The 23,957-nt window shown below is 72.6% G+C and carries 18 protein-coding genes; 11 read left to right on the forward strand and 7 right to left on the reverse strand.

Annotated features, from left to right (window positions below):
• Positions 1-96: 96 nt before the first annotated feature.
• The 5 genes from AB0883_RS21720 to AB0883_RS21740 all read left to right on the forward strand — a co-directional run bounded on the left by AB0883_RS21720 (position 97) and on the right by AB0883_RS21740 (position 7,705).
• On the forward strand, positions 97-3,036 hold the full coding sequence (locus AB0883_RS21720) for an AAA family ATPase (protein WP_366642968.1): 2,940 nt from the start codon (positions 97-99) through the stop codon (positions 3,034-3,036).
• Between the two features lie 106 nt (positions 3,037-3,142).
• On the forward strand, positions 3,143-3,598 hold the full coding sequence (locus tag AB0883_RS21725; RefSeq protein ID WP_366642969.1) for a Fur family transcriptional regulator: 456 nt from the start codon (positions 3,143-3,145) through the stop codon (positions 3,596-3,598).
• Positions 3,595-5,871, forward strand: coding sequence for a catalase/peroxidase HPI (katG, locus tag AB0883_RS21730; RefSeq protein WP_366642970.1), 2,277 nt, complete (start codon positions 3,595-3,597; stop codon positions 5,869-5,871). Before AB0883_RS21725 ends, katG begins: the two co-directional genes overlap by 4 nt.
• 98 nt (positions 5,872-5,969) lie before the next feature.
• Positions 5,970-7,172, forward strand: a complete 1,203-nt coding sequence (locus AB0883_RS21735; protein WP_366642971.1) for a hypothetical protein — start codon at positions 5,970-5,972, stop codon at positions 7,170-7,172.
• A gap of 65 nt (positions 7,173-7,237) precedes the next feature.
• On the forward strand, positions 7,238-7,705 hold the full coding sequence (locus tag AB0883_RS21740; RefSeq protein ID WP_366642972.1) for an SRPBCC family protein: 468 nt from the start codon (positions 7,238-7,240) through the stop codon (positions 7,703-7,705).
• Between the two features lie 119 nt (positions 7,706-7,824).
• On the opposite strand, the gene AB0883_RS21745 is transcribed toward AB0883_RS21740, so the two are convergent.
• A complete protein-coding gene (locus tag AB0883_RS21745) occupies positions 7,825-8,202 on the reverse strand; it encodes a metalloregulator ArsR/SmtB family transcription factor (RefSeq protein WP_121401300.1) in 378 nt (125 codons plus the stop codon).
• A gap of 196 nt (positions 8,203-8,398) precedes the next feature.
• On the opposite strand from AB0883_RS21745, the gene AB0883_RS21750 reads away from it, so the two are divergent.
• The 5 genes from AB0883_RS21750 (at position 8,399) to AB0883_RS21770 (ending at position 14,813) form a co-directional block, all read left to right on the forward strand.
• Positions 8,399-8,893, forward strand: a complete 495-nt coding sequence (locus AB0883_RS21750) for an N-acetyltransferase family protein (protein WP_366642973.1) — start codon at positions 8,399-8,401, stop codon at positions 8,891-8,893.
• Positions 8,894-8,967: 74 nt separating this feature from the next.
• Positions 8,968-10,386: an FAD-dependent oxidoreductase gene (locus tag AB0883_RS21755; RefSeq protein WP_366643027.1), complete on the forward strand. Its 1,419-nt coding sequence runs from the start codon at positions 8,968-8,970 to the stop codon at positions 10,384-10,386.
• 121 nt (positions 10,387-10,507) lie between these two features.
• Entirely contained in the window at positions 10,508-11,902 is a 1,395-nt protein-coding gene (locus AB0883_RS21760; RefSeq protein WP_366642974.1) for a hypothetical protein, read from the forward strand.
• A gap of 112 nt (positions 11,903-12,014) precedes the next feature.
• Complete coding sequence (locus AB0883_RS21765; RefSeq protein WP_366642975.1) at positions 12,015-12,521, forward strand: hypothetical protein; 507 nt, start codon at positions 12,015-12,017, stop codon at positions 12,519-12,521.
• A 192-nt stretch (positions 12,522-12,713) separates the two neighbouring features.
• Complete coding sequence (locus tag AB0883_RS21770; protein WP_366642976.1) at positions 12,714-14,813, forward strand: cellulase family glycosylhydrolase; 2,100 nt, start codon at positions 12,714-12,716, stop codon at positions 14,811-14,813.
• Between the two features lie 78 nt (positions 14,814-14,891).
• On the opposite strand, the gene AB0883_RS21775 is transcribed toward AB0883_RS21770, so the two are convergent.
• The 3 genes from AB0883_RS21775 to AB0883_RS21785 all read right to left on the reverse strand — a co-directional run bounded on the left by AB0883_RS21775 (position 14,892) and on the right by AB0883_RS21785 (position 19,690).
• Complete coding sequence (locus AB0883_RS21775; RefSeq protein WP_366642977.1) at positions 14,892-16,166, reverse strand: MFS transporter; 1,275 nt, start codon at positions 16,164-16,166, stop codon at positions 14,892-14,894.
• 136 nt (positions 16,167-16,302) lie between these two features.
• Complete coding sequence (locus AB0883_RS21780; RefSeq protein WP_366642978.1) at positions 16,303-17,472, reverse strand: SagB/ThcOx family dehydrogenase; 1,170 nt, start codon at positions 17,470-17,472, stop codon at positions 16,303-16,305.
• A 949-nt stretch (positions 17,473-18,421) separates the two neighbouring features.
• Complete coding sequence (locus tag AB0883_RS21785; RefSeq protein ID WP_366642979.1) at positions 18,422-19,690, reverse strand: MFS transporter; 1,269 nt, start codon at positions 19,688-19,690, stop codon at positions 18,422-18,424.
• Between the two features lie 99 nt (positions 19,691-19,789).
• Between AB0883_RS21785 and AB0883_RS21790 the strand changes: the two genes are divergently transcribed.
• A complete protein-coding gene (locus tag AB0883_RS21790) occupies positions 19,790-20,740 on the forward strand; it encodes a LysR family transcriptional regulator (protein WP_366642980.1) in 951 nt (316 codons plus the stop codon).
• Positions 20,741-20,797: 57 nt separating this feature from the next.
• Here the strand turns inward: AB0883_RS21790 and AB0883_RS21795 are convergent, their stop codons facing one another.
• Genes AB0883_RS21795 through AB0883_RS21805 form a run of 3 tightly spaced genes read right to left on the reverse strand, consistent with a single transcriptional unit; the run spans position 20,798 to position 23,956 of the window.
• Entirely contained in the window at positions 20,798-22,096 is a 1,299-nt protein-coding gene (locus AB0883_RS21795; protein WP_366642981.1) for an SDR family oxidoreductase, read from the reverse strand.
• Positions 22,097-22,154: 58 nt separating this feature from the next.
• Entirely contained in the window at positions 22,155-23,708 is a 1,554-nt protein-coding gene (locus tag AB0883_RS21800; RefSeq protein WP_366642982.1) for a long-chain-fatty-acid--CoA ligase, read from the reverse strand.
• The gene (locus AB0883_RS21805; RefSeq protein WP_121401310.1) at positions 23,705-23,956 is read right to left on the reverse strand and encodes an acyl carrier protein; all 252 of its coding nucleotides are present in this window, start codon (positions 23,954-23,956) and stop codon (positions 23,705-23,707) included. Before AB0883_RS21805 ends, AB0883_RS21800 begins: the two co-directional genes overlap by 4 nt.
• Position 23,957: the final 1 nt, after the last annotated feature.

Genomic DNA, 23,957 nt, shown 5'->3' on the forward strand with positions numbered 1-23,957 from the left:
CGCCGGGGAGCGGCACCTTCCCGTGTCGTGTCATCGACAGCGGGCGCCCCGTGTTCGACGCGGTAATGCGGGCGTCGCTCACGTTAGCCTGCGGGCATGCGTTTCTCCTCGCCGGTGATGATCGGACGTGATGCCGAACTCCGCACCGTCAACGCTCGACTGACGGCCACGCGGGCCTCGTCCGGCGGCACGATCTTCCTGATCGGCGAGGCGGGGATCGGCAAGACCCGGCTCGCGGAACACTGCGCGCACGCGGCGGCGGAGGCCGGTATGGAGCTGCTACGGGGCCGTAGCAGCTCCACCGGCCCCATCGTCCCGTTCCGCCCGCTGACCGAGGCGATCTTCTCGCTGTCGCGCACGGGTCGGCTGCCGGACAACACCGAGCTGGCGCCGTACCGCCCGGCCCTCGCCCGGCTCGTTCCGGAGTGGCGGGACCCCGCGGTGCCGGAACGGGTGGCCTCGATCGTCGAACTGGCCGAGGCCGTCCTGCGGCTCGTCACCGCCGTGGCCGGGGGCCGGGGCTGCGTCCTCGTCCTCGAGGACATCCACGACGCCGACGCCGAGACCCACGCCGTCGTGGAGTATCTGGTCGACAACCTCGCCGACCTGCCCATCCTGATGGTGGCCACCATGCGGCCGGGCAGCGGCCCCGCGACGGAGCTGGCCTGGGCCGCGGCCGTGCGTCGGTCCGCGACCGTCGTCGAACTGCGCCCCCTGTCCGATCAGGAGGTCCACGAACTCGCCTCCGCCTGCCTCGACACCGACGCCGTGCCCGCCGAACTGACCGACCGGTTGGTACGCGACAGCGAAGGCAACCCGTTCGTCGCCGAGGAACTCCTCAACAGCATGATCGGCGCGCGCGCTCTGGTCCGCGACGGCGACGGCTGGCGGTTCAGCGACGACCCGGCCATCGCGTTGCCGAACACCGTCACGCTCAGTGTGACGCGCCGGCTGGCCAGCCTCGATCCGCAGGCGCGGACGCTGCTGCACACCGCCGCGGTGCTGGGCCGTCGCTTCCCCGTGGCCGCGGTCCGGGCGGCGACCGGTCTCGAGGAGCGGGCCATGCTGAGCCACCTGCGCTCCGGGGTGGACGTCGAGGTCATCATGCCCGACCGGTCGACCCCCGACTGGTACTCCTTCCGCCACGCGTTGACCGCCGACGCGATCCTGGCCACGCTCACCCCCGCCGAACGGTCCGCGCTGGCGAAGCGCGCCGCCGACGCGCTGGAGTCGGCGTACGCCGGGCTGCCCGGCCACTGGTGCCAGCTCGCGGCGGAACTCAGGCAGACCGCCGGCGACAACCACGCCGCGGGCCTGTTGTTCGCGGAGGCGGGCCGGCGGGCCCTCGGCGACGGCGCCACCACCTCGGCCGTCACCCTGCTCGACCGGGCGTACGAGCTGATGTCCGACCCGCCCGACCCCGAGGCGCGCGCCGGCATCCTCGAGTCGCTGCTCAACGCCCTGGCCGAAGCCGGCCACGCGAACCGGGCGTTCGCCCTGGTCGACGACGCGACCTGGGTGAACGCCGTGACCCTCGGCGTCGAGCAGCACGTCAGCATCCGGACCCGGCTCGCCTGGGTCGCGGTCATGACCGGGCGGTGGTCCGACGGCGCGACCCAGGTACGCATCGCCCGGGCGATCCTCGGCAGCAACCCGCCGCCGGGGCCGGCGGCCCGGGTGGACGTGGTCGAGGCGCACCTGATCTTCGGCGACGGTGACGGCTGCGGCCGGACCACGCAGGCCGAGCAGCTCGTGCTCCAGGCTCTGGCGGTCGCCGAGCGGGTGCCGATGGCGGAGACGGCGTGCCAGGCCCTGCAACTCCTGGCCATGATCGCCCGCAGCCGGAGCTTCGACGAGGCGGAGTCCTACCTGACCAGGATGCTGGCGATGGCCGAGGAGCACCGCCTGCCCCTGTGGCGCATCAACGCGCTGTTCCGGCTCGGGGTCAACCAGAGCATGCGGACCGGTGAGCAGACGCTGCTGCGCCAGGCGGAGCAGGCCGCGCAGCTGTCCGGCGCCATCATGCTCGGGCAGAGCATCGAGGGCGTGTACGCGATCCGTGCCGTGATGCAGGGCGACTACGCGACAGGTGACGAACTCGCCGCCCGGTGCGCCGCGGCGACCGCCCGGCTGCGCAACATCGACGACCAGCAGTTCGCGCTGGTGACGGCCGCCGCCTCCGCCGCCCACCGGGGACGACGACGACTGATGGAGCAGCGGCTCGAGGAGTTCCGGGCGGTCGGTGGGGGAGAGTCCGGGCACGTGCCCCTCGCCTACGGGTTCTGCGAAGCCGTCTGCGCGCTGCTGGAGGAGGACCGCCCGGCGGCGGTCCGGGCCCTCGACCTGGCCCGGGCGTGGGAGGACGACCACCCGAACACCTACTACATGACGGGTCGCTTCGGGCTGCGGCCACTGCTCGACGCGCTGGCCGGGTCGCTGGACCGCACCGGCATGGAGGCGGTGGCGCTGGCACCGGGTGCGAGCCTGCGCTGGAACCGGCAGTTCCTGCACCTGGCGAAGGCGGTGGTGTACGGGCGCGCGGGGCAGCGCGAGCGGGCCGCCGCGGAGGTCGCGCTGGCCCTGGAGGCCGCGGCGCCGTACCGCATGACCTATCACCTGGGGTTGCGTCTGGTCGCCGAGGCCGCGCTCGCCGACGGGTGGGGCGAGCCCGTCACCTGGCTGCGGGCGGCGGAGGACCACTTCCACAACGTCGACGCGCCGGTGATCGCCGGCGCCTGCCGGGGCCTGCTCCGTCAGGCCGGCGCATCGCTCGGGCAACGGCGCTCCGGTCACGACCGCATCCCGGCCCGGCTGCGCGCCGTCGGGGTGACCGTCCGCGAGCACGAGGTGCTCGTGCTGCTCGCGAAGGGCCACGACAACCAGGACCTGGCCTCGCTGTTGCACCTCTCGCCGCGTACGGTCGAGAAGCACGTCGCCAGCCTGCTGCTCAAGACCGGGCACGCGAACCGCAGGGCGCTGCGCGACAGCGTGGACGAGCTGCTGCGGTCCGACAGCCGATCCGGAAGCCGTCGGTGATCGACCTCGGCCCCACGGTCGAGCGGCCGGGGGTCGCGTCGGAGGTGCGCGGGTCGAACCCGGGAAAAACTTGATCGGTTCCAGAATACTGGACTATCTTCATCACGTGACGCCCGACTTCGAGACCCAGCTGCGGGCGGTCTCGTTGCGCGTGACGCGGCCCCGGTTGGCGGTGCTCAGAGCGCTGCGCGACCACCCGCACGTCGACACCGACACGGTGATCGCCCTGGTGCGGGCGGAGCAGCCCACGGTCTCCCACCAGGCGGTGTACGACGTGCTGCGGGCGCTCACCGACGCCGGTCTGGTGCGGCGCATCCAGCCCGCCGGTGCGACCGCCCGCTACGAATCCCGGGTGGGCGACAACCACCACCATGTCGTGTGCCGCTCCTGCGGCGCGATCGCCGACGTCGAGTGCGCCGTCGGCCATGCCCCCTGTCTCACCGCCTCCGACGACCGCGGCTTCGTGGTCGACGAGGCGGAGGTCGTCTACTGGGGCACCTGCCCCGACTGTGCGACCGAACGCACCGTTCAGCGATCCGCCAGTTCGGAAGGAAGCAGATGAGCGACACCCAGGGCAACGGACCCGTCAGCGCGCAGGGCGTGGACAAGAAGGAGGCGGCCGGCTGCCCGGTCGCGCACGACTCCGTGACCGCGCACGGCAGCGAGAGCGAGAACCCGGCGATCGACTCGCCGACGCCCAAGACCGGAGGCCGTCCGCGCACCAACCGGGACTGGTGGCCCAACCAGCTCGACCTGTCGGTGCTGCACGCCCACTCGTCCAAGGGCAACCCGCTGGGGGAGGACTTCAGCTACGCCAGGGAGTTCGCCAAGCTCGACGTCGAGGCCCTCAAGCGGGACATCGTCGAGGTCCTCACCACCTCGCAGGACTGGTGGCCGGCCGACTTCGGCCACTACGGCGGCCTGATGATCCGGATGAGCTGGCACGCCGCGGGCACCTACCGCATCGAGGACGGTCGCGGCGGCGCCGGTGACGGCGGGCAGCGGTTCGCCCCGCTCAACAGCTGGCCCGACAACGCCAACCTCGACAAGGCCCGCCGCCTGCTCTGGCCGGTCAAGCAGAAGTACGGCCAGAAGATCTCCTGGGCCGACCTGCTCGTGCTCGCCGGCAACGTCGCTCTGGAGTCGATGGGCTTCAAGACCTTCGGCTTCGGCTTCGGCCGGGAGGACGTCTGGGAGCCCGAGGAGATCTTCTGGGGCCCGGAGGACACCTGGCTCGGCGACGAGCGCTACGCCTCCGAGAAGGAGATGGCACCCGGCGTCGGGGCGACCGAGATGGGCCTCATCTACGTCAACCCCGAGGGCCCCCGCGGCAACGCGGACCCGGCCGCGGCGGCGCACTTCATCCGCGAGACGTTCGCCCGGATGGCGATGGACGACGAGGAGACCGTCGCCCTCATCGCCGGTGGCCACACCTTCGGCAAGACCCACGGCGCCGGCGTCGCCGACGACCACGTGGGCCCCGAGCCCGAGGCCGCCCCGCTGGAGGCGCAGGGCCTCGGCTGGTTGAGCACCCACGGCAGCGGCAAGGGCGGGGACACGATCACCAGCGGTCTCGAGGTGACCTGGACCGACCGGCCGACGCAGTGGAGCAACCGCTTCTTCGAGATCCTCTTCGGCTACGAGTGGGAGCTCACCACGAGCCCCGGCGGCGCGAAGCAGTGGGTCGCCAAGGACGCCGAGGCGATCATCCCGGACGCCCACGACCCGTCGAAGAAGCACAAGCCGACGATGCTCACCACCGACCTGTCGCTGCGCGTCGACCCGGCGTACGAGAAGATCTCGCGCCGCTTCCTGGAGCACCCCGACGAGTTCGCGCTGGCCTTCGCCAAGGCCTGGTACAAGCTGCTGCACCGCGACATGGGCCCGGTCAGCCGCTTCCTCGGGCCGTGGGTGCCGGAGCCCCAGCTGTGGCAGGACCCGGTGCCGGCCGTCGACCACGAGCTGGTGGGCGACGCCGACGTCGCGGCCCTCAAGGCGAAGGTTCTGGAATCCGGTCTGACGACCGCCCAGCTGGTCTCCACCGCCTGGGCCTCGGCCGCCAGCTTCCGCTCCACCGACAAGCGCGGCGGCGCCAACGGCGCGCGGATCCGTCTCGAGCCGCAGCGCAGCTGGGAGGTCAACCAGCCCGAGCAGCTCGCGACGGTCCTGGAGGCACTCGAGGGCATCCGGCGGGAGTTCAACTCCGCCGGCGGCGCGAAGATCTCCCTCGCGGACCTGATCGTGCTGGCCGGCTCGGCGGCCGTGGAGAAGGCGGCGCGTGACGCCGGCGTCGAGGTGACCGTGCCGTTCCACCCCGGCCGCACCGACGCCACCGAGGAGCAGACCGACGTCGAGTCCTTCCGGGTCCTCGAGCCGCGCGCCGACGGGTTCCGCAACTACCTGCGCCCCGGCGAGAAGACGCAGCCGGAGGTACTGCTCATCGACCGTGCCTACATGCTCGACCTGACCGCGCCCGAGATGACCGTCCTCGTCGGCGGCCTGCGCTCCCTCGGGGCCAACGTCGGCGGCACGCGGCACGGCGTCCTCACCGACCGGCCCGGGGTGCTCACCAACGACTTCTTCGCCAACCTGCTCTCCCCGGGCACCCGGTGGAAGGCGTCGGAGTCCGACGAGCACGTGTACGAGATCCGGGACCTGGCCACCGACGAGGTGAAGTGGACCGCCACCGCGGTCGACCTCATCTTCGGCTCCAACTCCCAGCTGAGGGCCCTCGCCGAGGTCTACGCCAGCCAGGACGCGCGCGAGAAGTTCGTCGCCGACTTCGTCGCGGCCTGGACCAAGGTCATGGAACTCGACCGGTTCGACCTCGCCTGACGCGACTGCGACGACGAGCCCCCGGTCGATCGACCGGGGGCTCGTCTGCCCGGGCGGCGGATTCGCTCACCGGTCCGGGTGGCTCCTAGCATCACGGGGTGCGTGTGAAGTCGCTTGCCGCCCTGCTCGTCCTGACCGTCGCCGGGGCGGGCCTGCCCGCCTGCGGGAACTCCGCCCCCGACGGCGACCCACCGCCGACCCCGGTCGCCGCGTCGACGTCTGCCGGTGGGGCCGGGGCGCCCGGGCGCGGGGCTCCGGCGGCCCGTACCGGCCTCGGCGGGCCCGGGGCGAGTGCCAGCCCGAAGCCCCCGACGAAGGCCGGGGCGCTGAAGGCCGGCAACCCGAACGGCGGCGCGGACGTGCCGGCCGAGGCGCGCGCCGTCGACACGTCGAAGCCGACCCGGACGATCGGCAGCGGTACCGCCGCCAGCTGCACCTCGGCCGCGGTGGTCAAGGCGGTCGCGGCCGGCGGCGTCATCACGTTCGACTGCGGGCCGGAACCGGTGACGATCAAGATGACGGCGACGGCCAAGGTCCGCAACGCCAACGGGCCCAGGGTCGTGCTGGACGGCGGCGGCAAGGTCACCCTCAGTGGTGCGGGACGGCGGCGGATCCTCTACATGAACACCTGCGACGGCGCGCAGGGCTGGACCACCTCGCACTGCCAGAACCAGGACCACCCGCAGCTCACCGTGCAGAACCTGACCTTCGCCGACGGCAACTCCACCGGCGAGCGGGCCGAGGGTGGCGGCGGCGGGGCGATCTTCGTCCGGGGCGGCCGGTTCAGGGTGGTCAACTCGCGCTTCGTCCGCAACCGCTGCGACCGTACCGGCCCAGACCTGGGCGGCGCGGCGATCCGGGTACTCAGCCAGTACGAGAACAAGCCGGTGTACGTGGTGGGCAGCACGTTCGACGGCGGCGTCTGCGCCAACGGCGGCGCGGTGAGCAGCATCGGCGTCAGCTGGGTGGTGCTCAACAGCGTCCTGCGTGACAACCGGGCGGTCGGCACCGGGGCCAACCCGGCCAGGGCCGGCACGCCGGGCGGCGGCAGCGGCGGGGCGATCTACTGCGACGGCAACGGGTTCACCGTCCGGATCGCCGGCACGATCATCGAGGACAACAGGGCGAACGAGGGCGGCGGGGCCGTCTTCTTCGTCAGCAACGACCGCACCGGCACCATGCGGATCGAGGACTCCACCCTGCGCCGCAACCCGAGCGACGGCTTCGAGACGCGCGGCTACCCCGGCATCTTCTTCCTCGGCGCCCGCAACCCCACGGTGACCGGCTCGAAACTGGGCTGACTCCCACCGCCGCGGGTCGGCCGATGAGGACGGGCCTGCCGGAGCCCCGGTCCTAGGATCGGGTCATGCGAAGGACCGACCGCGCCAGCCGGGTGATCGCGGCACCACCGACGAGGGTCTACGGCGCCCTGCTCGACCGGGAGTCGCTGGAGGCATGGCTGCCGCCGGACGGCATGCGCGGGCGGGTCGAGCGGTGGGATCCGCGCCCCGGTGGCGGGTTCCGGATGGTCCTGACCTACCTCGACGCCGCCGACAGCCCCGGCAAGACCTCGGATGCGACGGACGTCGTCGACGTCGGGTTCGCCGCCCTGGTGCCTCCGGAGCGCGTGGTGCAGCGGGCGGTGTTCGAAGCCGACGACCCGTCGTACGCGGGCACCATGACGATGACCTGGCACCTCGCCGCCACCGGCGCGGGGACGGAGGTGACCGTCACCGCCACCGACGTGCCACCCGGCATCGACCAGGCCGACCACGAGGCCGGGATCGCCTCCTCGCTGGCCAACCTGGCGGCGTACGTCGAGGCGGCCGGCTGACGCGGACCGGCCGCCGGCGAGATCCCGAACCGGCCGGTCGTCGACCTGAGCTGGGTCCGACGGCGGGTGACCCGACCCGGGAACCTCTCGACGCGCCGGACGGGAACGGCAGCCGTGGTCTACGGCGCGGGGGCCGGCTCGACGGTGAGCAGCGCGGCGAGCTGGCGCAGGATGGCCGGGCGGGCGCGGTAGTAGACCCAGGTCCCGCGCCGTTCGGCGGCCACCAGGCCGGCCTCGCGCAGCGTCTTCAGGTGGTGCGAGATCGTCGGCCCGGTGAGGTCGAAGGCGGGGGTGAGGTCGCAGACGCACACCTCGCCGCCCTCCGCGGAGGCGATCATCGACATCAGCTGCAACCGCACCGGATCCCCGAGCGCCTTGAACGCGGGAGCGAGCGCCGCGGCCGTCTCGGCCGGCACGCGGCGTTGCGCCAGGGGAGGGCAGCAGGCCGCGTCGGCGGTGAGATCCAGGAGGGCGAGCGGCGCCGCTTGCTTCGACATTCCTCTAGGTTGACATTCTTCTAATCAACGTGCAACCGTCTGCTTAGACGAACGTCAAGGCAGGGCTCGTGGAGGGGGACGTCATGGTCGGCGAGGACCGATGGTCGACGGCGGGTCGGGCGAGGGCCGGTGGGCCCGGTGACGAACCGGGCCCCGCCCCGGCCGTCACCGGTTCCGGTCCGCACGGAGCCTGCTGATGGCCGGCAGCACCGTCCGCCCGATGCGTCCGTACGACGCCGAGCGGGTGCTGGCGATCTACCAGGCCGGTCTGGACGACGGCGAGGCCAGCTTCGAGACGAGCGCGCCGACCTGGGCCGACTTCGACGCGGCCAGGCTGCCCGGGCACCGCTTCGTGGCCGTCGACGGCGGCGCCGTGGTCGGCTGGATCGCCGTCTCGCCGACCTCGACCCGCCCCGTCTACGCCGGCGTGGTGGAGCACTCCGTCTACGTCGACCCTGGCGCGCGGGGCCGTGGCGTGGCCCGGCTCCTGCTGGACACGCTCGTCGCGTCCACGGAGGCGGCCGGCATCTGGACCATCCAGTCCGGTGTCTTCCCGGAGAACACCGCCAGCCTCGGCCTGCACCGGCGGGCCGGCTTCCGGGTCGTCGGCGTCCGCGAACGGGTGGGCCGCCACCGGGGCCGGTGGCGCGACGTCGTCCTGCTCGAGCGGCGCAGTCCCGTCATCGCCTGACCCGTCCCGCCCCGGTGACGGGACCGCACTCAGCCCTTTTGATTCGATAAATGTCTACGCAGTGGAGTGGTCTGATGAAGAACCTGAACGACCTGCCCGTCGCGGTGATCGGCGCCGGACCGGTCGGCCTGGCCGCCGCCGCGCACCTGCACGAGCGCGGCATCGCCTTCACCGTCCTGGAGGCCGGCGACACCCCGGGCGCGGCGGTACGGCAGTGGGGCCACGTGCGGGTGTTCTCGCCGTGGCGGTACAACGTGGATCCCGCCGCCCGCCGGCTCCTGGACGACGCCGGCTGGGTCGCTCCCGACCCGGAGGCCCTGCCCACCGGCGCCGAACTGGTAAGCGACTACCTCCTGCCCCTGGCGGACCTGCCGGGCCTCAAGCCGCACCTGCGCCACGGCGCCCGGGTCGAGGCGATCAGCCGCCTCGGCCTGGACCGGCTGCGCACCGGCGGCCGCGACCGGACGCCATTTCTGATCCGCCTCGCCGACGGCGAGGAGCTTCTCGCCCGTGCGGTCATCGACGCCTCCGGCACCTGGTCCACCCCGAACGTCCTCGGCGCCTGCGGCCTGCCCGCCCGTGGTGAGGCCGACGTCGCCGCCTTCCTGGAGCACGCGTTGCCGGACGTTCTCGGCGCGGACCGGACCCGGTTCGCCGGCCGGCACACCCTCGTCGTGGGCGCCGGTCACTCCGCCGCGAACACGCTGCTGTCCCTGGCGGAGCTGGCGGGCGCCGAACCCGGCACCACGGTCACCTGGGCGATCCGCTCGGCCAGCCCCACCCGCACCTACGGCGGCGGTGACGCCGACGCCCTCCCGGCGCGCGGCGCCCTCGGTTCCCGGCTGCGCGGGCACGTCGACGCCGGCCGGATCCGGCTGCTCACCGGCTTCTCCGTGCACGCGCTCGCTCCGGCCGAGGACCGCGTCGCGGTGGTCGTCCGGCACGCCGACGGCGGCGAGGAGTCGATTACGGTCGACCGGATCGTCGCCGCGACCGGCTTCCGGCCCGACCACTCGATCGCCTCCGAGCTGCGACTGGACCTGGACCCGGTGATGGGCGCCACCCGGGCCCTGGCCCCCCTGATCGACCCGAACGAGCACTCCTGCGGCACCGTGCCCCCGCACGGGGTCGACGAGCTGTCCCACCCGGAGACCGGCTACTACGCCGTCGGCATGAAGAGCTACGGTCGGGCGCCGACGTTCCTCATGGCCACCGGCTACGAGCAGGTCCGCTCCGTCGTCGCCGCCCTCGCCGGGGACTGGGACGCCGCCCGCGACGTCCAGCTCGAGCTGCCCGAGACCGGGGTGTGCAACGGCAACCCCACCGAGCCCGGCGACGGCGACGGCTGCTGCGGTCCCGCCCCCGCCGTCGAGCCGGCCGGTCGTGGTCTCGCCACCGGCCTCTCCGGCGGCCTGCTGTCCACGCCGCTGCACCTGGCCACCCTCGATGCCGCGCCCGCCGGCGGTCAGGCCGGCGGCTGCTGCGCCGGTTGACGCCCGCCATCACGGTGCCCGCCGCCCGCGCGGCCGGCGGGCACCACCGGACTCCGGCCGGGCGCGCTGCCCCGGATCCCGTGCGGTGGTATCAAGGACCGACACCGGCCGAGGAGGGGCAGTGCAGAACTACGCCCGTACGTTCGTCGGCAACCTCGCGCTCTTCATGCTCCTCGGAGCGGCGGGACCGATCCTGCTCGTCTGCGGCGCCCTGGGCGTCGCCGATGCCGGCGGCGGCGAACGGGGAGTCCCGCTGGCCTTCCTTCTCGCCGGGTTGGTGTTCACCCTCGCGATTGCCGTCGCGGCGTTCCGCTTCACCCGGAAGCACTTCCGGGTCATCACCGACCGGGACCGGGTCTCCACGGCGTTCCACTGCGACGATCACACCTTCGTCCTGTGGGCGCCCCGCGCCCGGATCCCGATCCAGGGCGGCCGCCTGGCCGTGGCCGAGGTGCGCGAGGCGACGTTCGTGTCGTACGGCGAGGACTGGGAGGCGACGTACCAGGAGTACGGGAACGACGTCGACCCCGACGAGCCGAAGCCGCGCATCCGGCTCAGGCTGCGGGTCCACCCCGAGGGCGGCGAACCGTTCGAGTCGACGCAGACGTGGCGCGTGCCGTCGCTGTGCCTGGCGGCCGTCACCGCGGGGCGACTCGCCGCCGTCGTCCATCCCGGCGTTCCCGAGGAGTTCGGCATCGACTGGCCGCGCAGCGCCCTGCTGTCGGGCGTCCGAACGTGTGGGCTGCTCGGTCTCGACGGCCGGTACGCCGCGCTGACCGGGCGCCCGGATCTCCTGCTGGAGCTGTGGCGGATCACCGGGGCCGCCGGCCGGATCACCATGGACGGCGACACGATCGACCTGCGTTGCGCCGACCCCGCCGTGGCGAGGCGGCTCCAGGGCCTGGTCGAACGGGCCGCCGGCGGATGGCCGACGCCCGAGCCGGTGCCGGACGAGCGGGCTAGGTGGGTGGTCGACCTGTTGGCCGGCGAGAAGGGGGCGTTCGGCGGCGTGGACCGCCGGTGGGCACGTCGCGGCGGGCACCTGATCCACGGTCGGTTGCTGCAACTGCGGGGCACGGCGACCTTCCAGTACGCCGGCCCGGTGCTGGAGACCGTCCTGCGGCTCTTCCCCGCCGACGGCACCCGCCCGATCGACGTCAGCAAGAAGCTGACCGTGCCGATGACCTACCTCGCGCTGCTGCACCGCACGAAGCAGCTCGTCGTGCGGGTCGGCGCGGACGGGCGGTCGTACGAGATCGACTGGGAGCGCAGCGCCCTCGCCGCCGGGGTGAGCCCGGCCGTGGTGATCGGACCCGATGGCCGGCAGTTCGACCTGACCGGCCGGTTCGACGCCCTGCTGGACATCATGCGGCTGCTCGTGACCGTGCGGGTGAGCGTCCCCGGCACCGTGCTGGATCTCCGCGACCGCCGGACGGCCACCGTGGCGGCACGGGTCATGGACGTGGTCCGGGCGGACCCCGGCCGGAACGCGCGGCTGGGCTTTCCTGCGTCGTAGCACGCGCGCTCCCGCGCGGGTCGGGTTGGTGACCGCACGCTTGCCGCGCGTGACCGGATGGCCGAGGGTCGAACCCTGCCCACATCCGCCGCACGTGCGTCCGAGGAGTCCCATGCAGCCGTTCGACCTGACCAGTGGCGACCAGATCCTCCACCAGCCCGCGCTGGCGAACAACGTCAGCGGGATGAACCTGTCCGTGCGGACCGATCTCGGCAACCGCGTGGAGGCGTGGCGGGCGGGGCCCACCGTCACCGGTGACCAGAGGTTCTTCTGCCACGGCTACTCGCTGGGCACCTTCGGCGCGCACAAGTACACCGTGTGGGGCGGCTTCCTGCCGCAGGTGCTGGCCGACGAGTACCAGACCCTCGGGCGGATCGACAACGCGCGCAACATCGCGGCCAAGGACGTGCTGGTCTGGTGGCTGGGGGGCACGGACGCGTACCACTCCGCGGTGGTGGAGCAGCCGGCCTTCCTGCCCACCGGCGCGCTGGACCAGGCGCACACGACGGTCAGCTCGAAGACCGGCACCGGCCCGCTGTGGATCGGCGTGCTGGCCCAGGACGTGCGGCAGCAGTACCGCGCCGCGGCGTACATCGAGGTGTACCGCCGCAACCAGTGAGGCACGGCGCGGGGCGGTCGAACCTCCGGCCGTCCCGCGTCGCTGTCCCGCGCCCCGCGTTCAAATAGGGGTACGCCGATTGACAAAGTTTGGAATCCAAACTTAATCTGCGGTTCGCGATCGGGTGCGGCCGCGTTCGTGGTGGCGCCTGCCGCGAGCCCGTCCCAGCGGCACCCCCAGGCGAGGAGCGTCATGGCCGAGATACGAGGCACGACGAGAAGAACCCGATGGCGGCTGAGCCTGTTCACCAGCGCCCTCACCCTGCTGTTGGTGAGCCTCGGTCTGACGTTCGCGGTGAGCGCCCACGCGGCGGCCGGCTGTCGGGTGGCGTACTCGGCCAACCAGTGGCCCGGTGGCTTCACCGCGAACGTGGCCGTGACCAACCTCGGTGACCCGATCGACGGCTGGCGGCTTACCTGGACGTTCCCCTCCGGGCAGCGGGTGACCTCGGCGTGGAACGCCAACGTCACCTCCCTCGGCGCCGACGCCACCGCGACCGACGTCGGCTACAACGCCGCGATCGGCACCAACGCCACGGTGTCCTTCGGCTTCAACGGCTCGTGGTCGGGCGCCAACACCGCCCCCACGTCGTTCGCCCTCAACGGCGTCACCTGCACCGGCGGCGTCGGCCCCACCACCGCGCCGCCGACCACGCCGCCTCCCACCACCCCGCCGCCGGTCGGCGACCCGCTGGCCTACGTGGCCGCGATGCAGCCGGGCTGGAACCTCGGCAACACGTTCGACGCGGTCGGCAGCGACGAGACGGCCTGGGGCAACCCACGGGTCACCCAGGCGCAGCTGGACGCCATCCGGGCGCAGGGCTTCAACAGCATCCGGATCCCGGTCACCTGGAGCAACCACCACGGCCCGGCGCCGGCATACACCATCGACCCGGCGTGGCTGAACCGGATCAGGGAGGTCGTCGGCTGGGCCCTGGACGACGGCTTCTACGTAATGATCAACATTCACCACGACTCGTGGCAGTGGATCAACGAGATGCCGGCCAACCGGACCACCGTCCTCAACCGCTACAACGCGCTCTGGACCCAGATCGCGACCGCGTTCCGGGACGCCTCGCCGAAGCTGCACTTCGAGAGCGTCAACGAGCCGCAGTTCGCCAACAGCTCCGGGGACGCCCAGAACGCCCAGCTGCTGCACGAGCTGAACACGTCCTTCCACCGGATCGTGCGGGCCTCCGGCGGCAACAACGCCACCCGGATGCTCGTGCTGCCGACCCTGCACACCTCGTCGGAGCAACCCCGCATCGACGAGCTGACGAGCACCTTCACCCAGCTGGGCGACCGCAACCTCATCGCCACCGTGCACTTCTACGGCTACTGGCCGTTCAGCGTGAACGTCGCCGGGGGCACCCGGTTCGACGCCACCACCCAGAAGGACCTGACCGACGCCTTCGACCGGGTGCACAACGCCTTCGTCGCCAAGGGCATCCCGGTGGTCATCGGCGAGTACGGTCTGCTCGGCTTCGACCGGCACACCGGCACGATCCAGCAGGGCGAGAAGCTGAAGTTCTTCGAGTTCCTCGGCTGGTACGCCAAGACCAGGCAGATCACCACCCAGCTCTGGGACAACGGGCAGCACTTCGACCGGCTCGGCTTCCGCTGGAAGGACCCGGAGCTGTTCGCGCAGATCCGGTCGAGCTGGACCGGCCGGTCCGGAACCGCCTCCTCCGACCAGGTGTACGTGCCGCGTACCGGCTCGATCACCGCCAGGTCGCTGACCCTGAACCCGAACGGCACCACCTTCCAGGGGCTGTACCAGGGCGGCACCGCCCTCGTGCGGGGCGCCGACTACACCGTGTCGGGCAACCAGCTCACGCTCACCGCGAGCGCGCTGACCCGGCTGGTCGGCAGCCGGGCGTACGGCGTGAACGCCACCCTGCACGCGCGGTTCTCCGCCGGGGTGCCGTGGCGGGTCGACGTGGTCACCTACGACCCGCCGGTGCTGTCGAACGCGACCGGGAGCACGACCTCGTTCGCCGTGCCGACCCAGTTCCGGGGTGACCAGCTCGCCACCATGGAGGCGAAGTACGCCGACGGCAGCAACGCCGGCCCGCACGACTGGACGCCGTTCAAGGAGTTCGACGTGGCCTTCGCCCCCGACTACGCCGGCAACCGCATCACGTTGACCGACACCTTCTTCGGCGAGGTCGACGACGGCGCCCGGGTGACGCTGACCTTCCACTTCTGGAGCGGCACGACCGTCACCTACCACGTCACGAAGTCGGGCAGCGGCGTCACGGGCGTCACCGCCGGCGCCGCCCGGGTGGGCTGACCCGGCGACGGTGTCCACCGCGCGGAACGGGCCGTGACCGCCAGCGGCGTCACGGCCCGTTCCGCGTACCCGATCGGATCATCCGCTGCGGTCCGCGCCGTCCGCCGTCGGGCCCGTGGCGTGGGCGCGGCCGGGGTCGCTGAAGGTGCTGACGCCGGGAACCAGCAGCGTGACGGCGCTGGCCGCGGCGGTCAGGGCGGCCGCCGCGACGAGGGTGGGCTGGATTCCGAACGCCGCGACCGCCGGCCCGGTGAGGGCGTAACCGACCGGCAGCAGGGCGAACGCGCTGAGCTGGTCCAGGGCGAGGGTCTTGCCCAGCACCTCGGCGGGGATCTCGCGTTGCAGGGCGGACAGCCAGTAGATGAAGTAGATCTCCACGACGAATCCACCGACCGCGAAGCAGACCGCCGTGACGGGCAGCGGCAGGGCGAAGGCGAGGCTGGCGGGCAGGGCGGCGTAGGTGGTGAGGGCGAGCATGCTCACCGTGCCGGGCCGCCGGGGCCGCCACCGGCCGGCCAGCGCGATGGCCGGAAGGGCACCGGCGGCAGCCGCGGCGAGGACGAGCCCGTAGGCGAGTTCACCACCGAGGCGGTCCGCGGCGATCAGCGGCAGCAGCGTCAGGCTGGGTGCGGTGCCGGCGAAGAGTTGGACCGCCACGGCAGCCATGACGGCGGCGACCCAGGGGCGACGCCGGACGGTGGCGATGCCGGCCGCGGCGTCGGCCAGGACGCTGGTCCGGGGCCGGTCACCGGCGGCGACGTCGCGCACGCCCAGCACCGCGAGGGCGCCGGTCGCGAACAGCAGGGCCGCCAGGCCCAGCGCGGCGTGGATGCCGATGGCGGTGACGATCGCGGCGCCCGCGAGCGCCCCGAGGAGGGTCGCGGAGCGTTGCACGGCGGAGACCATGGCGTTGCCGCGTTCCAGCAGGCCGGCGGGGAGCAGCGCCGGAACCAGGGAGCGCATGGCCGGCCGGGACAGGGACTCGGCCACGCCGGAGAGCGCGGTGACGACGCCGAGCGCGGCCAGGGGCAGGTCGTCGAGGGCGAGCAGCGTGCCGAGGACGATGGTGGTGCGCATCAGGTCGGCGGTGAACAGGATCCGGGGCCGGGAGACGCGGTCGGCGAGGATGCCACCGGCGAGCAGGCAGACCACCAGGGCGATCGCCCGGCCGGCGAGGATGACGGCGATGGTGCCGGCGCCGGCCCCGCGCTGTACGGCGTACAGCGCGAAGGCGACCGGCAGGATCTGGTCGGCGACGGCCCCGGCGGACTGGCTGGCCCACACCCGTAGGAACCGCGGATGCTGACTCAGCTTCTGCGCGGCGGCGGTGGCGGGGCTGGCGGATGCGCTCATGGCGTGCGGCGCGTCCGGCGGTGGCCGGTGGCCGGCGCGCCGACGAGGGACGCCGGGCTGGTGGCCTGGCCGGGCGGGACCCCGCGGCTGGCGGTGCCGGACGCCGCGGTGGGGACGCCGATGCGGCCGGTCGGGCTCATCCGAGCTGTTCCGGGCCGGTGGTCGGGTCGGCCGGTGACCGGTGTGCGCTGGCGGCCAGGCGCGCCGGCGGTGGATACATCAGCCCGGTGCCGTCGTCGGGCGCGGGATTGCCGGCGGAGAGCAGGTAGGTGGCGAACTCGTGGTCGGGATCCACGCCGAGCATCGCCTCCACGCCGCTGTCGTGGAACGCCACGGTCTGGAACGGCGCCAGGCCGAGCGCGGTGCAGGTCAGCGCGAAGGTCTGACCGTAGTGGCCGGCGTCGAACATCCACAGCCGGTAGGCCCGGGGGTGCCGGTACTTCCAGGACAGGCGGGCGGCGACGGTGGTGGTGAGGCAGGTGAAGGCCCCCTGGTAGGAGGGTTCCTGCTCGTAGGCCAGGGTGGCGATGCGCTCGCGGTCGACGGTGGCGTCGAGGAGTTCCAGGCGGTGCACCTCGGGCGCGTAGTGGTAGAGGCCGGCCGGGACGCCGGTGACGTCGTAGACGGCCACGTAGCACTCGACCTCGTGCCGGCCACCGGCGGAGGCGCTGACGCGTCCCTGCTGCGGGCCGAACGCGCCGCCGTCGAGGAACCGCTGGGGCGCGAAGGTGCAGGACAGCACGGTGGCGAGCGCGTCGATGCCGACCGGGGTGCCGGCGAACGCGCGGTGGGTGCGCCGGGCGGCGAACACCTCCTCGACGGGCGTACGCAGCGGCAGGGTGCGTCGGGGAAGGTGCACGGCCGGGGCGTCCGGATACCGCTTGAAGGGCGCCGGAGGCGCACCGTCGGCCGCGATCTGCGCGGCGGTGGCGTCGCGCTGCGGCGAATCCACGAGGTAGTTGGCGTCGCGCGCCTCGGTGTGCATGCGGGACGCGATGGGGCCCCAGTGCTGCCAGACGGGCGGGGTACGGGCGTCGTCGGTGTCGGCGACGAGGATGCCGGCGTCGCGGAGCTTGTGGACCGCCTGGGTGGCGGCGTCGGCGGCCTCGCCGGGGAACTGGGCGGCGATCTCGTCGACGTCGGTGAAGTCGTCCAGCCTCTGCAACAGGTTCAGCAGGTCGGGCGTTACCCGCAGCCACCGGCGTTGACCGGGCAGGGCGACCATCAGCGCGTCGCTGTCCCAGCGGCAGACGAGCTGGTCGCGGCGACGTACCCGCATTCCGATGCCCTTTCGACGACGAGGCACGACAGACGGAATGGTGCCGGACCCGCAGGCGGGTCCGGCACCGGGCGCGTCAGACGGCCCCGTGGTTCAGCACAACTTCGTTCGTCTCGACGATCACGATGTCGAAGGCCATGGCGTGTACCTCCTCTCGAGCGCGGTGGACTCACTGCACCCCTGGACGGGACCGTCTCCGCTGCGTCCGGGACGGGCGTCCGGGGGAACCTCAGTGCCGCGGATACGCAGTCAGGATGCGGATCGGTCGGGTGGACGAGGCGGGAGAGTCGACTGCGGCGAGCTTTCGGAGGCCCCGATAATGAAATTCGGAAACATTCTCCGGGCGGCGCACCGTCACGACAACTCCTCTCATCCATTCCGCTTGCGGCAATAGAGAGAAGGTAGCGAATGCGTCGACCTCCTGCCAAGGGGTCGGCGGTCGCTCTGTCGCCGTCTTACAGCGAGAATCAATGGAGATGCGAGGCGACCTCCAGGGCCGGCAGCGGCCGGGGCGCCGGGACCGCCGAGCCGTGGTCGGGTGCCGTGATCCGGCGTGCCGGCCAGGGCCCTCGATGCGGGCGTCTGCGCAGGTGGCGCCAGCGTTTCTGCCGACGTGGATCCCACTGACGAGCGCTCGTCGGGGCGTCCCGCCGGACTCGGCCGGGTTCGGCGGGACGCCGCGCAGGCGGGTGGTCAGGGCGCTGTGGTGGTCCTTCGCCTTGGCGGCGGGCGCTCCTTCGGGTGGTGGGTCGAATCGCGGGCCCCGGGGCGGGCAGAGCCGACCGCGGGGCGGCAATTCCCCCTCGATGGGTTGCGGGTGGGCCATTCGTGTGCGGACTGCTGTATGACCTCGGGAGCCTTTGGGTCCTCCCGTTCCCGCGCGCTCGACGGCGACTCCGTAACCGGAAAGACGCATTTGAACACGTCAAAGCCTTGAATGGTCGAATGGTCGCCGCGCGCCCTGGTCCGGCGCCGGTCACGCCGCAGCGCTCACGGTCGGCTGCGCGGGTTCGCCGGCCGGCGTCCTCGTGCCCGTGCGTGGGAGCAGGAACGGGGTGGCCAGGAGCAGCACGCCGGCGACGCCGATCGCGGCGCGTACCCCGGCGACCGCGGCGAGGGCGCCCCACAGCGCGGTCAGCACCGCGATCGCCCCGGTGCCCGTGACGTTCCAGGCGACCAGGACGCGGCCGATCCTCTCGGCCGGTACGCGCTCGAGTCGCCCGGTCGCGAACAGCGGATTGAACACACCCATGCAGGTGATCAGCGCCAGCTCGACGGCGATCACCAGGACGACGCCGGCCGTGCCCGGCATGACGAAGAACAGGCCGACCGGCCACACCGCGCGCAGCGCGCCCGAGACCAGCAGGACCCGGCGGCGTCCGTGCCGGGCCGCCAGCCGCGGGGCGAGCTGGGCGCCGATGAAGCCGCCGACGCAGGGCAGCCCGAACGCCAGGCCGTACTGCCAGGCGGCCCAGCCCAGGTCACCCAGGAGCAGCACGGCCAACAGCGGCTCGGTCGCCATGATCAGCGCGTTGACGGTCACGGTGTTCGCGAACATCGGGCGCAGCTCACGGTCGGCGAGGATGAACCGCCACCCGGCCACCAGGTCCGCGCCGCGTAGCCGGGCCGCCGTCCGGTGCGCCGGGCGCGGCTCGCGCTCGCGGATCATGCCGAGCGCGAGTGCCGACAGCAGGAACCCGGCCGCGTTGGCGATCACGGTGACGACGGGCCCCAGCAGGCTGACGGCGGCCCCGCCCAGGGTCGGCCCCACGGCGGTGGCCGTCCAGGTGGTCGACTCGAAGCGTCCGTTGGCGACCAGCAACTGCTCGGGGCGCACGATCGACTTGACGAAGGCCCCGCTCGCGGACGTGAACGCGATGTTGGCCGCCGCACCCAGCACGGAGACGACCAGCAACTGGGTGTAGCTCAGCACCCCGAGCCCGAACGCGATCGGGATGCTCAGCAGGGCCGCGAACCGGACGACGTCCGTGGCGACCATGACGGGCCTCCGGCGCTGCCGCTCGACCCACGGGCCAAGGGGGAGGACCAGCACCGCACCCACCGCCAGGCCCGCCGCGGCCAGCGCGGAGACCGCGGCCGGACCGGCGTCGAGCACCTGGATCGCGATGAGCGGGAACGCCCCGAACCCCAGCCAGGTGCCCACGGTGCTCGCCGCGTACGCAGACCACAACCACCCGAACGACCGTCCCAACCGCTGCGGCACGATGCTGCCCCTCCCCGTCACAACCGATCGTTGACCGCAGGGATTCGACCAGGGCGGGTGAGCTGGCGTCCAACAACGGCCGTGCCGGCGAGCCACAACCGGCGTTTGTGCGGTCGTACGATGCCGGGCGTGGACATCGAGGCCGTGCGCACCTTCGTCGCCGTCGCCGACGCGGGGCAGTTCCAGGAAGCCGCCGTCGACCTGCGGATCACGCAGCAGGCCGTCTCCAAGCGCGTCGCCAACCTCGAACGCGACCTGGGCGTCACCCTCTTCGCCCGTACCGCCCGCGGCGCCCGGCTCACCCTCGACGGACAGGCGTTCCTTCCGCACTCCCGCGAACTGCTCCGGGCGGCCGAACGGGCTGCCGCCTCGGTCCGGCCGGGCGAACGCGCGCTGCGCGTGGACGTCCTGAACCGCCGCATCGCCCCGGCCGTGGCACTGCGGGACTTCTACCGGGCGCACCCGGCGATCGAGTTGGACGTCGTCACGCTGTCGGACGTCGACGCCGCGACGGCCATCGAGGCGGTCCGCGCCGGGGAGATCGACGCGACCTTCCGGGCCGTGCCGGTTCCGGACCGCGCGCTACCCGACGGAATCGTGGTCGAACGGGCCCTGGACGACCCGCTGCAACTGCTCGTCGGGCCGTCCCACCCGCTCGCCGCCGCCCGGTCGCTGACCCCGGCCGACCTGGCCGGGCACCGCATCTGGATCCCGGGCATCCGGCGGGGCACCGAGTGGGCCGCCTACTACGACGAACTCACCGCAGCCTTCGACCTGAGGATCGACGCGATCGGCCCGAACTTCGGCACCGAGGCGCTGCTCGACGCGATCGCCGACTCCACCGACCTGGCGACCCTCGTGGGCACCGGCGACCGGTACGTCTGGCCGGCCACCCACGACCTGCGTCGCATTCCGCTGCACGGCCCGACGCCGGTCTACCCCCACTCGTTCGTACGCCGCGCGGGCAACCGGCACCCCAGCCTCACGGCCCTTCGCCGGCACCTGATGTCGGCGCGGAGGGCCAGCGTGGCCGGGGCCTGGATGCCGGGCTGGGCCCGCCCGCGCGCCTGACCCCGGCCGACCTGGACGGTGCCGGGCCAGCCGGGGTCAGCCACGCGGGCAGGAGGATCAGACCGCCCCGGCGGCCACCGGCTCGGCGGCGGGAGGCGGAGCGGGGACCGACGCGGCGACGGCGACGGGAGCCACCGTCTCCTCGGGCAGGTACTTGCCGAGCTTGCGGATCCGCCTGGCGTTGTTGACCAGGACGTCGATCGGCGGCAGGTCGGTGTCGAGCCGCACGGTCGTCGGCTTGGCGGCGGCGTGGTGGATGTTGCTCAGCAGCGTGTGGAACGACCGCGGGAACAGCGAGCGTACGAACTTGGACTGCTGCCGGCCGCGCCGGATGCTGGTGATCGGCTTCGACCAGTCGATCTGGCCCGGCCGGAACCGGTGCTGCCGGATCAGCTCGCGCCGGAACTCCTGCCACGACACCAGCTTCAGGTCGAACCGCTCGGCGATCTCGCGGGTGGTCGCCGGGGTCACCGGGTAGCTGATCACCCGCGGCGCGTCCGACAGCGCGTTGTCCACGACCGACCGGGCCAGCACGTCGCCCGCGACGATCGGGCTGGTGACCTCCGAGTCCCAGATCAGGCCCAGCTGCAGCATGTGCGAGATCATGTTCCAGAACGAGTACTCCATACCGGGGTCCTTGAACCCGGTGGGCGCGCCGCCCAGCGCGAACGGCGCCTGGTAGATGTGGATCGGCACGCCGTCACGGTTCGCCCGCAGGCTGAGGTGCTTGACGACCCACTTCATCCTGCTGTAACCGGTGTAGAAGAAGCTGTTGCGGTAGAAGTCGCGCCGCTGCTGGTAGACCTCGCTGCCGACCGAGCCGATGACGTGCAGCGTCTTGAAGCGCTTCTGCAGGCAGAACTCGGCGAGCCGGAGCGTCGGCAGGACCTTCTCCTGGCGGTACCGGGCGTAGGGGTAGTCGTGGGTCGTCGCCCCCGCGGCGTCGATGACCACGTCGACCTCGGCGAGCAACTCGTCGTGGGCGGCGGGGTCGAGCCCCATCGCCGGCTCCAGGTAGCTGCCCTCCAGGACCGACAGCTTCCCGGTGTCGGGCAGCTCCATCTTGTACTTGCGCAGCTGCCGCGCGATGCGGTCCTCGCCGGACTTGTCGCCCTTGCGGCGCACCAGCGCGTAGACCGTCGCCACCCGGTCGTTGCCGAGAAGCTCACGCAGCATGTGCATGCCGACGTATCCGTTCGCGCCCAGCAGGAGCACGTTCTTCGGCTCGTCGGCGCCGCGCCGGGGCAGCCGGCTCGCTACCGCTCGCGGGTCCTCCGAGTAGCCGAGCGAGAGCCGGTTGGGGCTGCCTGTCGACAGCGCGATCCGGTCGCTGTTGTGTCGCAGGAAAATGTGCATGGATCCGCCTTTGCACGAAGGGTGGGTGTTGGGGGCCGGACGGGGACCGCGCCGGCTGTCAGGCCACGCGCCGGTCGAGGTGCTGCCAGAACCTCTCGCGCAGCTCCCGCCGGAGGAGCTTTCCGCTCGGGTTGCGGGGCAGCTGGTCGACGAACTCGAAGCTCGCCGGGATCTTGAAGTCGGCGATCCGTCCCCGCAGGAACGGGGTGAGATCGCGGGCGGTCGCGGGCTGGTCGGGGTGGGTCACCACGAAGCAGTGCACGACCTCGCCCCAGTGCTCGTGCGGCACGGCGACGGCGGCGGCCTCGACCACGCCCGGGTACGCGCAGACCGCGTTCTCGATCTCCGCCGGGTAGACGTTCTCGCCGGCCACGATGATCGTGTCCTTGATCCGGTCGCGGACGAACAGGAAGCCCTCGTCGTCCAGGTAGCCGGCGTCGCCGGTGTGCAGCCAGCCGTCGACCAGGGTCGCGGCGGTGGCTTCGGGCAGGCCCCGGTACTCGATCATCCGGGCCGGGGTCGACAGGCAGATCTCGCCGACCTCGTACGGCGGCAGCACCCGGCCCGTACCGTCGATGATCTTCACGCCGAAGCCCGGGTACGGCCGCCCGGCCGCCTGCATGCGCGGCCCGCCGACGACGTGCTCCGACGGCGGCAGGCAGACGGCGGTGTTGCCGCTCTCGGACAGGCCGTAGATCTGCGCGAACTCGCAGTCGAACATCTCGATGCTGCGGCCGAGCAGCGCCTCGGAGATCGGCGACCCGCCGTAGACGATCTTGCGCAGCGAGACGAAGTCCTCCCGCTTCGGCCGGGGCGGCGCCAGCATCATCTGCAGCTGGGCCGGCACGACGCACGCCGTGGTGACGCCGTGCCGCCGGATGAGGCGGACCGCCTCGTGCCCGGCGAACACCCGGACCGACACGTTGGTGATGCCGGCGCTGAATCCCTGGATCGACCACCAGAGCCCACCGATGTGGAACCCCGGGATGCCGATCAGGCTCACGTCGTCCGGCCGCCAGTCGATCCAGTCCAGGCCCTCGGAGGCGAGCGCGTCCCGCACCGCGAAGAAGCTGCGGTGGGCCAGCACGACCCCCTTGGGGTTGCCCGTCGTGCCGCTGGTGTACACCTGGGCCAGGGGCTGCTCCTCGGTCCAGGACGGGTCCAGGTCGCCGTCCTCGTCGGCCTGCCAGCCGGTGAAGCCGGCCAGCGACACGACCTCGCGCAGCTCGGGCAGGTCCGGCCGCAGCGTGTCGACGGTGTCCAGGAGGTCCTCGTCGCAGAAGAGGACCGTGCTGCCGGAGTCGCGCATGATGTGGCGGATCTCGCCGGCGCGCAGCCGCCAGTTGATGGGGACCAGCACGGTGCCGGTCTTGGCGCAGGCGAACAGGACATCGTAGTAGTGCTCGGACTCCTTGCCCAGGTAGGCGACGCGGTGCCCGGCCGTGGCCCCGGCGCGCCGCAGGGCGTGCGCCGTCCGGTTGCTCGACCGGTGCAGCTGCGCGTAGCTGACCGAACGGTCCTCGCAGTGCACCGCCGGGTGGTCGGGCCGCTGCCCGGCGTGGAAGGCGACGACGTCGTGCACCGTGCGCAACTGCGGGTGGTACGCCGTCATCGGCCCGTCCCTTCCGGGACCGCCAGCGTCTCCTCGAGGTACCGCACGATCGCCGGGCCGGAGGCGAGGGCCGGCAGCAGGTTCGGGTCGATCTCGATGCCGAACGCGTTCTCGAGCGCCATCATGAGCTGGATCTGGCGCAGCGAGGTCCAGCCCGGGACGGTGTCCGGATCCAGCTGCTCGGGCAGCTCGTCCGGGGCGACACCGAACACCGAGGCGACCACCTCGCGGACGCGGGTCTCCAACATT

The organism is Micromonospora sp. NPDC047812, assembly GCF_040704175.1.
GTDB lineage: Bacteria > Actinomycetota > Actinomycetes > Mycobacteriales > Micromonosporaceae > Micromonospora.

Coding starts and splice junctions, on each gene's coding strand:
- AB0883_RS21720 (WP_366642968.1), top strand. CDS start 97: ATGCGTTTCTCCTCGCCGGTGATGATCGGACGTGATGCCGAACTCCGC.
- katG (WP_366642970.1), top strand. CDS start 3,595: ATGAGCGACACCCAGGGCAACGGACCCGTCAGCGCGCAGGGCGTGGAC.
- AB0883_RS21740 (WP_366642972.1), top strand. CDS start 7,238: ATGCGAAGGACCGACCGCGCCAGCCGGGTGATCGCGGCACCACCGACG.
- AB0883_RS21745 (WP_121401300.1), bottom strand. CDS start 8,202: ATGTCGAAGCAAGCGGCGCCGCTCGCCCTCCTGGATCTCACCGCCGAC.
- AB0883_RS21750 (WP_366642973.1), top strand. CDS start 8,399: ATGGCCGGCAGCACCGTCCGCCCGATGCGTCCGTACGACGCCGAGCGG.
- AB0883_RS21755 (WP_366643027.1), top strand. CDS start 8,968: ATGAAGAACCTGAACGACCTGCCCGTCGCGGTGATCGGCGCCGGACCG.
- AB0883_RS21765 (WP_366642975.1), top strand. CDS start 12,015: ATGCAGCCGTTCGACCTGACCAGTGGCGACCAGATCCTCCACCAGCCC.
- AB0883_RS21770 (WP_366642976.1), top strand. CDS start 12,714: ATGGCCGAGATACGAGGCACGACGAGAAGAACCCGATGGCGGCTGAGC.
- AB0883_RS21775 (WP_366642977.1), bottom strand. CDS start 16,166: ATGAGCGCATCCGCCAGCCCCGCCACCGCCGCCGCGCAGAAGCTGAGT.
- AB0883_RS21790 (WP_366642980.1), top strand. CDS start 19,790: ATGCCGGGCGTGGACATCGAGGCCGTGCGCACCTTCGTCGCCGTCGCC.
- AB0883_RS21795 (WP_366642981.1), bottom strand. CDS start 22,096: ATGCACATTTTCCTGCGACACAACAGCGACCGGATCGCGCTGTCGACA.
- AB0883_RS21800 (WP_366642982.1), bottom strand. CDS start 23,708: ATGACGGCGTACCACCCGCAGTTGCGCACGGTGCACGACGTCGTCGCC.
- AB0883_RS21805 (WP_121401310.1), bottom strand. CDS start 23,956: ATGTTGGAGACCCGCGTCCGCGAGGTGGTCGCCTCGGTGTTCGGTGTC.